The 12,108-nt window shown below is 68.8% G+C and carries 11 protein-coding genes and 1 pseudogene; 5 read left to right on the top strand and 7 right to left on the bottom strand.

Annotation, left to right across the window (positions count from 1 at the left end; all coding sequences use genetic code 11):
• Positions 1–67 precede the first annotated feature (67 nt).
• Positions 68–307, bottom strand: coding sequence for a ferredoxin (locus tag ACLJT4_RS36275; protein ID WP_411129081.1), 240 nt, complete (start codon positions 305–307; stop codon positions 68–70).
• A 170-nt stretch (positions 308–477) separates the two neighbouring features.
• On the opposite strand from ACLJT4_RS36275, the gene ACLJT4_RS36270 reads away from it, so the two are divergent.
• On the top strand, positions 478–975 hold the full coding sequence (locus ACLJT4_RS36270; RefSeq protein WP_411129079.1) for a winged helix-turn-helix transcriptional regulator: 498 nt from the start codon (positions 478–480) through the stop codon (positions 973–975).
• Between the two features lie 112 nt (positions 976–1,087).
• Here ACLJT4_RS36270 and ACLJT4_RS36265 read toward each other — a convergent pair whose 3' ends face one another.
• Together ACLJT4_RS36265 and ACLJT4_RS36260 are read right to left on the bottom strand one after the other, a co-directional pair.
• Positions 1,088–1,504, bottom strand: coding sequence for a hypothetical protein (locus ACLJT4_RS36265; protein WP_411129077.1), 417 nt, complete (start codon positions 1,502–1,504; stop codon positions 1,088–1,090).
• The gene (locus ACLJT4_RS36260; RefSeq protein ID WP_411129075.1) at positions 1,501–1,632 is read right to left on the bottom strand and encodes a hypothetical protein; all 132 of its coding nucleotides are present in this window, start codon (positions 1,630–1,632) and stop codon (positions 1,501–1,503) included. Before ACLJT4_RS36260 ends, ACLJT4_RS36265 begins: the two co-directional genes overlap by 4 nt.
• 207 nt (positions 1,633–1,839) lie before the next feature.
• On the opposite strand from ACLJT4_RS36260, the gene ACLJT4_RS36255 reads away from it, so the two are divergent.
• Together ACLJT4_RS36255 and ACLJT4_RS36250 are read left to right on the top strand one after the other, a co-directional pair.
• Positions 1,840–2,154 carry a hypothetical protein gene (locus ACLJT4_RS36255; protein ID WP_411129073.1) on the top strand — a complete coding sequence of 105 codons (315 nt, stop codon included), beginning with the start codon at positions 1,840–1,842 and terminating at the stop codon, positions 2,152–2,154.
• Between the two features lie 8 nt (positions 2,155–2,162).
• Entirely contained in the window at positions 2,163–3,008 is an 846-nt protein-coding gene (locus ACLJT4_RS36250; protein ID WP_411129071.1) for a hypothetical protein, read from the top strand.
• A 287-nt stretch (positions 3,009–3,295) separates the two neighbouring features.
• Here the strand turns inward: ACLJT4_RS36250 and ACLJT4_RS36245 are convergent, their stop codons facing one another.
• The 4 genes from ACLJT4_RS36245 to ACLJT4_RS36230 all read right to left on the bottom strand — a co-directional run bounded on the left by ACLJT4_RS36245 (position 3,296) and on the right by ACLJT4_RS36230 (position 10,454).
• Positions 3,296–4,174 (bottom strand): formyltransferase family protein, encoded by an 879-nt coding sequence (locus tag ACLJT4_RS36245; protein WP_411129069.1) that lies wholly within the window; start codon positions 4,172–4,174, stop codon positions 3,296–3,298.
• A gap of 161 nt (positions 4,175–4,335) precedes the next feature.
• Positions 4,336–6,336: an alkyl/aryl-sulfatase gene (locus tag ACLJT4_RS36240; protein ID WP_411129067.1), complete on the bottom strand. Its 2,001-nt coding sequence runs from the start codon at positions 6,334–6,336 to the stop codon at positions 4,336–4,338.
• A gap of 1,093 nt (positions 6,337–7,429) precedes the next feature.
• Positions 7,430–8,755, bottom strand: coding sequence for a hypothetical protein (locus tag ACLJT4_RS36235; RefSeq protein WP_411129065.1), 1,326 nt, complete (start codon positions 8,753–8,755; stop codon positions 7,430–7,432).
• 70 nt (positions 8,756–8,825) lie between these two features.
• Positions 8,826–10,454 (bottom strand): AMP-binding protein, encoded by a 1,629-nt coding sequence (locus ACLJT4_RS36230; RefSeq protein ID WP_411129063.1) that lies wholly within the window; start codon positions 10,452–10,454, stop codon positions 8,826–8,828.
• Between the two features lie 705 nt (positions 10,455–11,159).
• Between ACLJT4_RS36230 and ACLJT4_RS36225 the strand changes: the two genes are divergently transcribed.
• Positions 11,160–11,594, top strand: coding sequence for an ankyrin repeat domain-containing protein (locus ACLJT4_RS36225; RefSeq protein ID WP_411129061.1), 435 nt, complete (start codon positions 11,160–11,162; stop codon positions 11,592–11,594).
• 19 nt (positions 11,595–11,613) lie between these two features.
• Positions 11,614–11,801, top strand: a pseudogene (locus ACLJT4_RS36220) (hypothetical protein); the annotation flags it as partial.
• Between the last annotated feature and the right edge of the window lie 307 nt (positions 11,802–12,108).

Raw genomic sequence — 12,108 nt, 5'->3', positions numbered from 1 at the left:
CCCCGTGAACCGGCATCGGGTCGCTCCACCGCCCTGTTGCTCCCGCTCGGGGCTGCTCCTTTCCCGATCACCTGGCCCTCCGATCCTCGTCGAGCGCTGCGTCGGGCTCCGGCCCGGCGGCGGGCCCGACTGTGATGGCCTGCACCGGGCACGCGGCTCGCGCACGCTCCACGTGCACGCGCCACGCGTCCGAGGGCGCGGTGTCGTACTCCAGGACCTCTTGACTCCTCAGCTCGAAGACCTGCGGGGCGGCGAACACGCACTGCCCGTAGCTCTGACACCGTGCCAGGTCGACGACGACGTTCATCCCTGCATGCTCCCTTCTAGGTGTGTGGGTGGCTGCGTGGGGTGCTGCGGGCCATGGCGGCGCCGACTGCGGGCCCGGGCTTCAGCACCTTGCCAAATCACTATCGACTACCAACTACTATGTGTCCAGTAGTAGTTGGAGTTTCGTAGGAGACGGGTACACTCGTCGGTATGCCGACCAGCGACAGCTGCGCCGACCAGGCGCCCCAAGCCCACACTCCGCGCGCCCCCGACCTGCCGGTAGCCCGGGAACTGTTCGCCCTGCTCGCCGAGCAGTGGAACTACGCGATCCTGCGCGAGGTGTTCTACGGCGTGGAGCGCTTCGGGAGACTGCAGCGCAACCTCGGTATAGCGCCCACCACGCTCACCGCCCGCCTGACGGGACTCGTCGAACTCGGGCTGCTCGAGCGCCATCGGTACCGGCCCGACAAGGAATGGTTCGACTACCGCCTCAGCGCGGGCGCCCGCGACCTCGTCCCCGCCTGGATCGCATTGGCCCAGTGGGCCCAGACCCACCTGAACACCGAAGACGTCACGCGGCGCCTGCGTCACATCGGGTGCGGCCAGCTCACCGAGCCGCAACTGATGTGCAACCACTGCGGAACCGTCCTGACCGGCAGCGACCTCGCCCCCGTTGAACTGCCCGCCGAGAACGACAGCGCACCGTGACGCCGGATCCAGCCCGCAGGCGCGGTCGAGCCGATGCCTGACAGAAGTCGTCCGGAGCCCTACGAAAGCGTTGAGTGGGCGGTTCGTGAGTTGAAGTCCGTTCCGGACTTGGTTACTGCTTCTTGTTGAAGGTGCCGGGCACGGCCTCGGTGAGGATTCCTATGGTGACCAGGCGTTTCATCTTGGCGCGGGTGCGTTCGACGTGTTTCGGCAGGAGCTCGAAGTCGAGGGCCTGACAGATGTCTCGGGCCCTGAGCGGACCGGTGGTGTCGTTGAAGACGGCGAGGATGCGCGGGTAGTCCGGGTGCTCAGGCAACTCCAGAGTTCCTGCTGGGTCGACCGTCTGGGCCGGGATTCGGTCGGCGAGGCCGGTGATGGTTGTGCGGGTGATGGCGAGGTATTCCAGAAGTAGTTCGGCCTCACGCAGTCGGGACTGGAGGATGTCGATCTGGGTGCGGAGATCGTCGGCCAGGGCTCGGGCGGCGTCTTCCTGAAGGTCGAGTGCCTGGAGGAGAGGATTCAGGTTCACGCGCCGGCCACCAGCGGATCGCGGCAGGTGAGCGTGCTCGTGTCGGTGAGCCGACGGGCTATGACGTGGGTCATGGCCCAGTAGACGCGTGAGCCGGAGGAGCCGCCACCGAAGGCCGTTCCCTTCACCTGACCTGCGGACTGAAGCCCACCACCGGTGCCGACCTGCTCTCCTGGCTGGCGGACCAGCTACGTGCCTCGGCAATCGTCCGCGCCAATCTGCCCTACCTGGCTTCAGCGGAAGAGCAGGCGGCGCACCTGGAAGCACTGCGGAAGGAGGTCACCGCAGCCCTGCACGACGGGCTGATCGAGGAGTTCGTCCGTGCGCGGGCGACGATGGACCCGGGCCGGCCGATACCCTCCCTGCCGTTCGTCAGCGGCATACCCGCCGACGAATACCTCCACGTCCGCCTCACCGCATCGGGTGCCTGGCACGAAGTGGACAGCGAGGGGCGCGTGGTGATGAGCACAGGCGGCCAACAGTGGACCTTCGCTGCTCCTGCACTCGCCATCGTCGAACACCTCACCGGCGGAAAGACCGCATCCATAGGCAAGTTGGCGGTCGTCTCGTCGCTCGCCGTCGGCCAAGTCGCCACTCTGGTATCCGAACTGGTCACAGCCGATGTCGCCGCCGTCAGCCGTCGAAGGTAGCAATCCTGATGTTCACTGCCCCTGAGCCAGCCGTCAGGGACCGCGTGCTCTCCGCCCGCCGCCATGCCTGCGTTCTGCTGGACGTCGTCGACGCCGCGGGCGGAGAGACCTGGGGATACGAGGGTCGGACGCTGTCCGGGGCTGTGACGGCCCCGGATGGCCTCGCCTGGCTCCGGCTGGTCAGCGAGCCCGAGGGCAAAGCAGGCGGGAAGCTGTGGGAGGGCCCCAAGGAAGCGGAACGATCCGTACCCCCCGCGGTGCCGCGGCCACGTCTGCTCGGATTGCGGGACTGGTCGGCCGACGGCTGGGCCTACCGGGCCGAGCTCTATCAGCACGTCGACACACCACCGGTGTCCCGCAGCCCGGTCCTCCACCACGGCGTGGACCTGCCGGACGCCTGGTGGCACGACCTCCACCAGGCGCTGGACCACCTCACGCACGTCGACACCGGCCGCCAGGCGGTCCGCGAGCAGTACATCCGCCGCCGCGTCCCCGAATACACCGGCATCACCCCCGGCGAGATCACCTGGACCACAGCACACGGTGACCTCCACTGGGCCAACCTCACCGGACCTCGGCTATGCCTCATGGACTGGGAGGGCTGGGGCACCGCCCCCCCCACCGGCTACGACGCCGCGACCCTCTACCTGCACTCCCTTCCCGTACCTGACCTTGCAGAACGGGTCCGCAAGGAGTTCTGCAACGTCCTGGGCACCCCGGCCGGCCGGGTCGGCGAGCTGACCGCCTGCACCGAAATCCTGCAGGCAGCCAACCGTGTGCCGTTCTACGCCGACCTCGCCGACAGCGTGCGGCAGCATCCCGATCACCTGCGCGCCCCGGCTCCCAGGCCGTGATCGGTCAAGGCTGCTCCCGCAGCGGGCTCATCGGCAAGACAACTGGCTGGCAGGTCAACGCCGACGGCGGAATCCACCGCTACACCTGAGACCAGCAGAGCTGACCTCAGGGAGCGACGACGAGAGGCCCCGCCAAGAGTGCACGGGCCTCTCACCCTATTCCGCCGGGCAAAGTCACAACGCACCGATCCAATGCGAGATCTCCCGCAGGTGCACCCGATCCGCTGCACCCGGTCCGACGCCACGGCCCGGGGCCACACCTCGCCTCGCCTCGCCCCCAGCAACCCTCAATCGCTGAGGGACGGTCCGCGGGGCCTCGTCCACGCTGCTGCGGGGTGGCGGGCTCCCAATTCCGGGACCGTTGGCGGTCCGGTAAAGCGGGTGGTGAGTTCGTTGATGTCACGCTGGTCTGTGAAGCGGAAACCGCGACGTTGCAGGGTGAGAATCTCCTCCGAGGTGAGTTCCTTGCGGTACCGGCGCGCGGTGCGGTCCTGTGGTCGGGCCATGGGCTGGCGGCCTGCCGCCAAGTCCGGGAGCGTTTCGAGGAACATCTGAGCGCCCAGCGTGTAGAGGGCGGGGAGATGCCACAGGACGGAGCGTTCCGGGTCGAAGGTGAGGCTACGGCTGGCGAGGACCGGGCCGCTGTCGATGCCGGCGTCGACCACGTGCAAAGTACAGGTCAGTTCCCGCTCGCCGGCCAACAGGGCGTGCGCGTACGCGGACAGTCCCGGATAGGTGGGCAGGGAGCCGGAGTGGGTATTGAAGATGCCCAGTGGCGGCAGGGACAGCAGCGGTTCACGGAAAAGTCGCCCGAACCGCAAAGAGAGCATCACATCGGGCTGGAAGGCCGCAGCCAATCGGTCTACCGCTCCTTTGGCGTCAGCGCCGACCGTGTGGAACGGGACGGCGTGGCGACGGCTCAGGTGCCCAAAGGACAGTAGTTCACCTGGCGGGGCGGGGAGTCGGTCCAGCGGCGCGAAGACCTGCTGGGGGAACATCTCCCGCTCGACCCAGTCGCTGCGCCGCAAAGGCGAACCCGACGCCAGATCCACTGGACCCAGATCCAGCAACACCACTGAGACGGTGTGCCCGTCCAGGCCCGGCAAGAGCCGGTTCAACGCCACACAGGTCACGACATCCTTCTCGGCACACACGAAAACCCGCATCCGGTGTCCTCTTCCGTTTCCACCGACGTGCTTCCCGCCTACCCGGCCGGCTATCGCCGACGGGGGTCAGACCCGGACGGTAGTGCGCACGTAGCCCGGTTGCGGAGCGGGCCGGCGTCCGCGGGTGTGTGGTGGCGGGCGCCGGCCCTGTTGCCCTGCGGTCAGGGGGTGGTGAGGCCGAACCAGTACTCGAAGGTGTCCAGCAGTCGGGTAAGGGTGTTGAGGGGGGCGAGGGTGCCGGTGGTGAGGGTGAGGTCGCCGCTGGCCTGGAGCTCCTCTGGGGTGGCGGCGCCGATGGAGAGGCTGTTCAGGCCGTCGCGGCTGATCGTGTAGACGGCATCGGCGGTGTCCGGGGCGGGTTGGGGTGTGTAGATGAGGACACCGTTGCGGAGCTTGACGGTGCACTGGCCGGGGTCGTCGTCCAGCCCGTCGGTGACGGTGAAGCCGAGCACCAGCGAATGGCTGGCGGCCTCGGGTCCGTTGAGGCGGATGCCGAGGTAGTCGAAGAGCATCTCCAGCGGCATGGCGGCCAGGACGGAGGAGGTGATGATCTGCGGGGAGGCCAGTCCGGGTGGTGTGCCGTCGGCGGGCCGGGTGCGTAGTTCATGGGCGGCGGCGAGGTAGAAGTTGCGCCACGGTCCGCTCTCGGCCTGGTAGCCGAGCTGTTCGAGGACGTCGGCTTCCAGGGTTCGGGCGTCGTGGTCGGTGGGGTCGGCGAAGACGGCGTGGCTGAGGAGCTCGGCGGCCCACCGGTAGTCCTCGGCGCTCTTGGCGTTCTCGTACGACTGCCGGGCCAGCTCCACCACCTTGGCGGCGCCGCCCATCGCCTCGACGTACCGGGGTCCGGCCTGCTCCGGGGGCAGAGTGTGCAGGTGGGCGGCGTTGCCGTCGTACCAGCCGAGGTAGCGCTGGTAGACGGCCTTGATGTCGTGGTTGGCGGTGCCGTAGTAGCCGCGGTTGAACCACTGCCCCGCCAGGCTCTGCGGCACGTTGGTGTCGAGGTCCTCGGCGATCTCGGTCATGGTCAGGCCGTGGTTGGCCAGCCGCAGTGACTGGTCGTGGAGGTAGCGGTACAGGTCGGCCTGGCTGGTGAGGAAGGAGACGATCGCATCCGGCGTCTCGTCGGTGTTCCAACGGGGCCAGAAGTGGCTGGCGAACAACGTGTCCGAGCGGTCCCCGAACCACTCGACAGACTGATTGAGATACTCCGACCACGCCTTGGCGTCGCGCACCTGGGCCCCACGCAGGCTGTAGAGGTTGTGCAGGGTGGGGGTGGCGTTCTCGGCCATGCACAGCGCGCGGATGTCAGGGAGGTAGAAGTTCAGCTCCGCCGGGGCCTCCGTACCGGGCGTGAGCTGGAACTCCAGGTTCACCGGACCGAAGGAGTGGACACGCCCCTGCACGGCGATGCGGGAGGTGACGGTGAATGTCGGGGTCGCCAGACCCGAGGCGCCGGCGGAATTGCTCTTGCCCAGCCCGGCGTCGACCTGCCCCTGAGTCGAACGCTCCAGCAGCGTCCCGTACATGAACAACGCCCGGCGCTGCATCGCGTTCCCGGCGTAGACGTTCTCGCTCACCGCGTGCTCCAAGAACCCCTCCGGAGCGATGACGTCCACCCGCTCGGGGACCTTCCGGTCAGGGAAGAGCCCCAGCACACCGCCGTAGTGGTCGAGGTGGGAGTGGGTGAAGAGCACCGCGCGGATGCTCCGCGTCCGGCCGCGGTGCTTACGGTAGAGCTGCAGCGCCGCCGCCGCGCACTCCTCGCTGATCAGGGGATCGACCACCACGATCTCCTGGGAGGCACCGGTGGGGTCCTCCAGGAAGGTGATGTTGGACAGGTCCATGCCGCGCACCTGGTAGACGGCGTTCTCGACGACCTCGAACAGGCCGGTGTTCATGTTCAGCAGCGCGTTCCGCCACAGACTGGGGTTGACGGTGTCGGGCGCGTCGCCGGTCAGGAACGCGTACGGGCCCAGGCGCCACGCGGGGACTTCGGATTCGGCCCGGTCCACGGTGAAGTCCGCGGACAGCGCCTCGATCAACCCCCGCGCTGCGAACGCCGCCTCGGCGTCCTGATCCGGCGGCGGGACGGCGACGGCGGCGTTCAGATCCCTGGTCAGGGAGGTGGCGGGCTGGGGCTTGCTGCGGGCGGAACCAGTCAACAATCTCTTCCCTTCACTCGGCCGGCACCGAGCCCGAGACCGGACCCGGCACGGACTGGGCACGCTGGTGTCGCTGAACGGCCCGACCCGCTCGCAAACGGAGGTAGACCCTGCAGGATCCGGCGACCCAACACCACTGATCGTGGCAGCCCGTGATCCGTGCCACCAGGACGCCTGCCGGCCGACAGCCCGTTCCGGCCCGCCAGACCGAAAACGGCCGGACCAGCGGCATCACCGACTCCGCCACCCGGAACGCGGTGGGCGACCTCGCGTGCTCTCGCCTTCTGCCCGACGGAATGCGGAAAGGCCCGTCTAGGGCGGGCCGGGTGCCCTCTTGACCGAACACGGCTCTCAGCGCCGACTCTGCCAGGGGCCACCGGGCATAACCGGAGTTTTCGCAGGTCGGCCTCTTGCTCCCACTCCTGTTCGTGCTGCTGGGGGCGACACAGAGCGGCCTCGCCGCTTCGTACTCCGCGAGGGCGAGGTGCCAACAGTCCGGCTGAGAGCCGACGTCAAGCATCCTCCTCAGCCAGAAGGCCAGTGCCGCGAACGCCAAAGGCATCCTCGAACTGAGTCATAGTCACCGAGCTCGACCAAGGACGCGGGCACCCACCACAAGGGCGTCGCTCACGACTTCCCGGCCCGGCTCCTGGGCGGAGTGTGCGGCCTCGTGGGCGCGTTTACCGTCCTCGACGACCTCGTCAGGTTCCTGCGCTACGTGTTGAACCCAGCGACCGCACCAGGCCGAGCCGGATTCGGCCCCGCCCGGACCGCAGAATCACTGACCATCCAGACCGGCGAACTGGAACCCGTACGCGGTCTGTTCTGGCACCCATCCCGTGGCAGTGACCTCGCCGACGGCATCTGGGTCCACTACGGCTTCACCGGCACAGGCACGTGGACCTCACCCCGACTGGGCAGGTCCCCATCCGGAGGGAAGGGAGCCTGATGGCACTCTCCGGTGGAGAGTTGCCGGTGCGGCCTTTCCGCCGCTGGCCCGCGCCGGGGATCGCGTGGAGATGGCTGCGGTCGGCACGCAGTCCGAGGCCGCCATTTGAGGTCGGGACGGAACTGGTCTGGGAGGCGGCCGCGTTCACCAGATTTCGCGTTTGCGTGCCATGAAGAGGGTGCGGGCGGCGTAGCGGCGGGCCCACAGGCGGGCTGTGGGCAGGCGGGGAGGGCGGTGGGCTGAGGGGGTGCCGTGGTGGGTGATGGTGGCGGGCAGGCCGAAGTAGAAGGTGCGTTCGTGGCGCAGGCGGGGGTGGGGGGTAATGCGGATGCCGCGTTGGTGGAGGTCGTGGAGCATGCGGGTAGCGATGATCTCGGAGACTTTGAAGCTGGGGCAGGTGCGAGGCCCGGCTGAGTAGACGGCCAGGGCTCGGCGTGGGGTGTGGCGCCAGCGTGTGGGGCAAAAGCGGTCGGGTTCGGGCCAGTTGTGGCGGTGGACCATGACCAGGGAGGCCAGCCACGGATTGCCCTGGTCGGGGGTACGGAAGAGGGAGTCGCTGAGGGGATGCAGGCGCAGGGTCTCCAGGATGGCGGCGTCGATGTCGTGGTCGAAGGCGGCGGGGTGTTCGTGGCGCAGGAGGAGCATGTGGCCAAAGAGGTCGGCGGTTTGGACGGTGATGCTCTGGAGCAGGTCGGCGCCGGCCACGTCGATGCGCGCACCGTGGTCGAGCGCGGCGAAATGTGGATCCGCGTGGAAGAGGAACCGCGGGTCGTCGAGGTGGGCGTCGATGAGGCGGCTGGTTTCGTGCCAGGTGCGCTGTCGCAGATCGTCGCGGGGGCGGAGGGACCGGTTCTTGACCATGTCGTTGATGTCGTCGATGCCGGGCCGGAGCCGGTGGAGTTCCTCGGTGGTGGGCGGCCGGCCGAAGACGATGCGGAAGGCGGAGCCCAGAGTGTGGGCGGTGAGGTCCCGGTACAGGTCGCGGTGGCCGGGTGGGGGCACGAAGGCGGTGGTGTCGGCGTGGGCGCGTGCGGTCATGGCGGGGGTGGCCGAGGAGATGGCCGTGCGGCGGGGTTTCCACTGAGCGGGGTCGTCGAGGGAGAACAGGAAGGTGAAGGTGCCCTGTGACATCCGGGGGTCGGGGTCGGTGGAGTGTCCGGCCGGGTGTTCCAGTTCCTTGCGCAGTTCGCGCGCGGTGCACACGAGATCGCGGCGCAGGAGCGGTACGCGGTCGCGGCGGCAGCCACGGTAGAGCAGGTCGATGACCTCGGCCGGGCTGCGCGGCAGCAGGACGATGGCCGTGTAGGTGATCACGGTGCGGGCCAGGCGCACCAGCCGGTCCCGTACCGCGGGCAACAGGAGGGCCGCGACCGACGGGATGGCCAGTGCCCCGGGAGGCCAGGGGCCGCTGAGGTCCGCCAGGGCCAGGGCGGGAGCTGCGAGCAGTGCGGCGAGTTTGTCGACGAGCATGACGGACCGCTGTGTCGTCGGGCTGCTTCCGAAGGGGGCATCGCGGTCCTGTCGTGCGGGGCAGGTCTCTTCAGAGGGGGAGGTCACCGGTCGCGATCCGCTCTCGCAAGAGGGTCTTGTTGATCTTTCCCATCGGGTTTCTGGGCAGGTGCGATGCGATCTCCAGACGGGTGGGCTGATAGTTCTCGGTCATGCCCGTGGAGGTCAGGTACGCGCGCAGCTGGTCGAGGGTGGGAGGGTGCTGCTCGGGTACGACGACGGCGCAGGGGCGTTCGCCGCCGTGCGGGCCGATGTAGCCGACCACCGCCACGTCGCGGACCGAGGGATGACTTCGGAGTTCGTTCTCGACGTCGGCGGCGGGGATCATCATGGGTCCGGCGGAGACGCGTTCGGCCACCCGGCCGACGTAGCGGTAGCCGCCCCGTCCGTCGGCGCGCACCAGATCGCCGGTCTCCAGCCAGCCGTCGGTGGCGGCCGGATCCCAGGTGAGGGTGCCGGTGTCGCGGGCGAAGGTGCCCAGGCACACCGAAGGGCCGCGGACCCGCAGGCCGCAGGTGCCGTCCGGCAGGTCCTCCGCACGGGTCAAGCCGACTTCGAGGCCCGGCCTGGGGCGGCCCAGACTCCGGGCGGCCCAGTCGGGGGGATAGCCGGCCGTGGTGCACCCCGAGCCCATGGCCTCGGTCATTCCCCAGGCGTTGGTCACGCTGTCGCACAACTCCTGGCGCGTCAGTGCCAAGTCGTCACGCATCAACGGGGACCCCGCACTCAACACGCTGCTCAGAGCCAGGGGCCTGGGCTGAGCCTTCTGCTGTTCCGCCAGTTCCCTCAAGTGCGGTGGGCAGGAGAGCAACCGGTCGGTACGACGGCGGGCCATGAGGTCCAGGAGGAGGCCGGGATCGTAGCGGGGCGCCACGATCGCGGTGTTTCCGTGCACGAGGGGGCCCAGTACGAGGTGGTGTACCCCCGCGGCCCCGGCAATCGGCGCGGTCGTGGTCAGCCGTACGGGGCGCGACGGGCCGCGGGACGCACGGATCGCGGTGCTGAGGGTGTTGAAGCTGTGCAGTACCCCTTTTGCCGTTCCGGTGGTGCCGGAGGTGAACAGGGCCACCGCCACCCGGTCCGGGTCCAGAGTGCGGGCGGGGAGCCCCGGGCCGGTGGAGGTGAAGATCTCGTCGAAGTCCACGGCGCCCGTGGACTTCGAGTCCCCCAGCACCACCCGCCGTAGAGATGGTCGGCGGCGGGCGAGGTCGGCAAGCATCCGGGCGTGGGAGTGTCCCTGCCATGCGTCGACCGTGACGCACACCGGCGCGTCGGTCGCGGACAGGACTCTCTCCAGCTCCCGGCCGCGCAGGACGGTCGACAGCGGCACGGCGACCGCTCCCAGCCACATACACGCCGTGGTCAGCACCGCCGCTTCCCACCAGGAGGGCAGCTGGTACACGACCGGCTGCCCCATACGCACGCCGAGCTCCTTCAGCCCGGCAGCGAACCGTGCCGTCTGGGTCGCCCAGTCCTCGAAGGTGAAGACGTCCTCGCTCTCGCTGCCGTGCCGCCAGCCGACGAAAGCCGGGCGGTGAGGTGCCTCCTTCGCGCGACGGCGCAGGTCATCGACGAACGTCTCCTCACGCCACCAGCCCTGACGCCGATAGGCGGCAGCGGTGTCGGGCGAGGGAACCACCTTGTTCAGAAACTCGTGCATCTTCGCTCTCGGTACAGGAATCGGCCGACGACAGCGGGAGGCCCTCGGCTGGGGCGCACGGGAAACGGGGGCCTCCGGCACTTGGAAGTCCGTCCGCACACTCTCGCGGCTACGCGCATTCAGAACAGGGGCAGCGCGAAGAGTGAGTAGACGATCACAACTAGTAAAGAATCTTGAGTGTTCGGCGGCGCACACAAGGTGAATTCAGGCCAAGACTCCGAAGCGGGTGAAGTGCGGGGTAATCGTCGCGCCGGCCTGCCCACCCCGACCGGGCCCGTCAGCCAAGGGACCCGCACCTCATGCTCGCGGCGCCCCCAGAGGGTGGGGCGCCGCAGGTGCACCGAGGCAACGCCAGTTCCGCCGCAGGCCAGAACACCCCGCACGCGTGAGCGATGCGTGAGCGGACGGCACATCACAGAGCATCTCGCACAGGATCGGCGACCCTGCCTCGTGGCGCTGACCAGGAGGAACAGCACCACGCAGCAGGAACGAACAGCGGCGCACACGTATTCGACCCCACTCGCATTGCGAGGGCGCTACGTTGAGAGCACGCGCCGCCGTAGCGGAAGGACGGTTCAGTGAGTGAAGTCCCCGCCGACGACGCCCAGGGTATTGACCACCTCCAGGACGACCGCGCTGGTCGCGGCCGTCAACGAATGGATATGACTGGCTTCGCCACGTACCCGGCAGTTAACCTCGGCCTCCATGAACCAGCGGCAGCAGAAGAAGCTCTCCCGTCATCTCTTCGTCGCGATCCTGATGGGGGACACCGCCCGTGTGAAAATGGTTCTGAGGGCAGGGATCGACCCCAACAAACCAGACAGCGAGGGCACTACCCCTCTGTATCTGGCATCCGTCACCGGAGAAGCAGACATCGCCCGCCGGCTCCTCAAGGCTGGCGCCTCCCCTGACACAGAGAGCAGCGGATTCGGCTCGGAGGGAACTCCGCTGTGCGCAGCCGCGTGCTGGGGACACACCGAAACAGTGCGCGAACTGTTGGCGCACGGCGCCGATCCCAACCGGATCGAAGACCACGGAACGGGTCGCTCCCCGCTGGACTGGTCCAACGAAGGCCCCCACCCCGAAACCGCCGAACTTCTCACCGCAGCGGGAGCAACCCCCCACGGGGCAACCACGTAGCATCGCCGCTCTCCATCGTGGCATCACCGTCCTCGACCTGGACCTGCTGGCTGTGCTCGCGGTGGCCCGACAGTCCTCATGGGCAGCGGCCCGCTGCCAACACGCCGCCCAGCCAACGCCGACTGGCCCGACGGCGCCATCATCGCCACCCCTGCCCCCGCACGGTGGCAGGGGCAACCCGTCCGAGTCATCGGCCTCAATCCCTGAACCACCGCAGGTCAATGGTCAACGCCTCGGTAGGGGGCGCAGCCAGTTCAGGGGCGGAGCGCGAGCGCCAGGCCGCGGCGCCCGCCGATGCGGTCCGTCAGGCGCTGGCGTGCGAGGACTGCGGGCAGCAGCCGGCCGGTGGGCTGTGCGAGGCGTGCGGCTACCAGCGCCGGCCCGGGGCCCTGACCGTGGAGGCCGGGAGGGGCCCGAGGGAGCGGCTCCTACGGTCGGATCAAGTGCCCGGTTCGGTGAGCCGCTGGGGGAGTGGATGTCCGCCTCGACGTCGTGTCCGAGGTCCATGGGCAAG

The sequence above is a fragment of the Streptomyces sp. x-19 genome, assembly GCF_046549115.1.
GTDB lineage: Bacteria > Actinomycetota > Actinomycetes > Streptomycetales > Streptomycetaceae > Streptomyces > Streptomyces albulus_C.
The sequence above is the reverse complement of the archived record's forward strand: the minus strand, read 5'-3'. Positions and strand labels throughout refer to the sequence as shown.

Bases quoted from the DNA above. Each gene is read 5' to 3' on its own strand.
- ACLJT4_RS36255 (WP_411129073.1), top strand. From the start codon at position 1,840: ATGGACCCGGGCCGGCCGATACCCTCCCTGCCGTTCGTCAGCGGCATA.
- ACLJT4_RS36245 (WP_411129069.1), bottom strand. From the start codon at position 4,174: ATGCGGGTTTTCGTGTGTGCCGAGAAGGATGTCGTGACCTGTGTGGCG.
- ACLJT4_RS36275 (WP_411129081.1), bottom strand. From the start codon at position 307: ATGAACGTCGTCGTCGACCTGGCACGGTGTCAGAGCTACGGGCAGTGC.
- ACLJT4_RS36235 (WP_411129065.1), bottom strand. From the start codon at position 8,755: ATGCTCGTCGACAAACTCGCCGCACTGCTCGCAGCTCCCGCCCTGGCC.
- ACLJT4_RS36250 (WP_411129071.1), top strand. From the start codon at position 2,163: ATGTTCACTGCCCCTGAGCCAGCCGTCAGGGACCGCGTGCTCTCCGCC.
- ACLJT4_RS36225 (WP_411129061.1), top strand. From the start codon at position 11,160: ATGAACCAGCGGCAGCAGAAGAAGCTCTCCCGTCATCTCTTCGTCGCG.
- ACLJT4_RS36270 (WP_411129079.1), top strand. From the start codon at position 478: ATGCCGACCAGCGACAGCTGCGCCGACCAGGCGCCCCAAGCCCACACT.
- ACLJT4_RS36230 (WP_411129063.1), bottom strand. From the start codon at position 10,454: ATGCACGAGTTTCTGAACAAGGTGGTTCCCTCGCCCGACACCGCTGCC.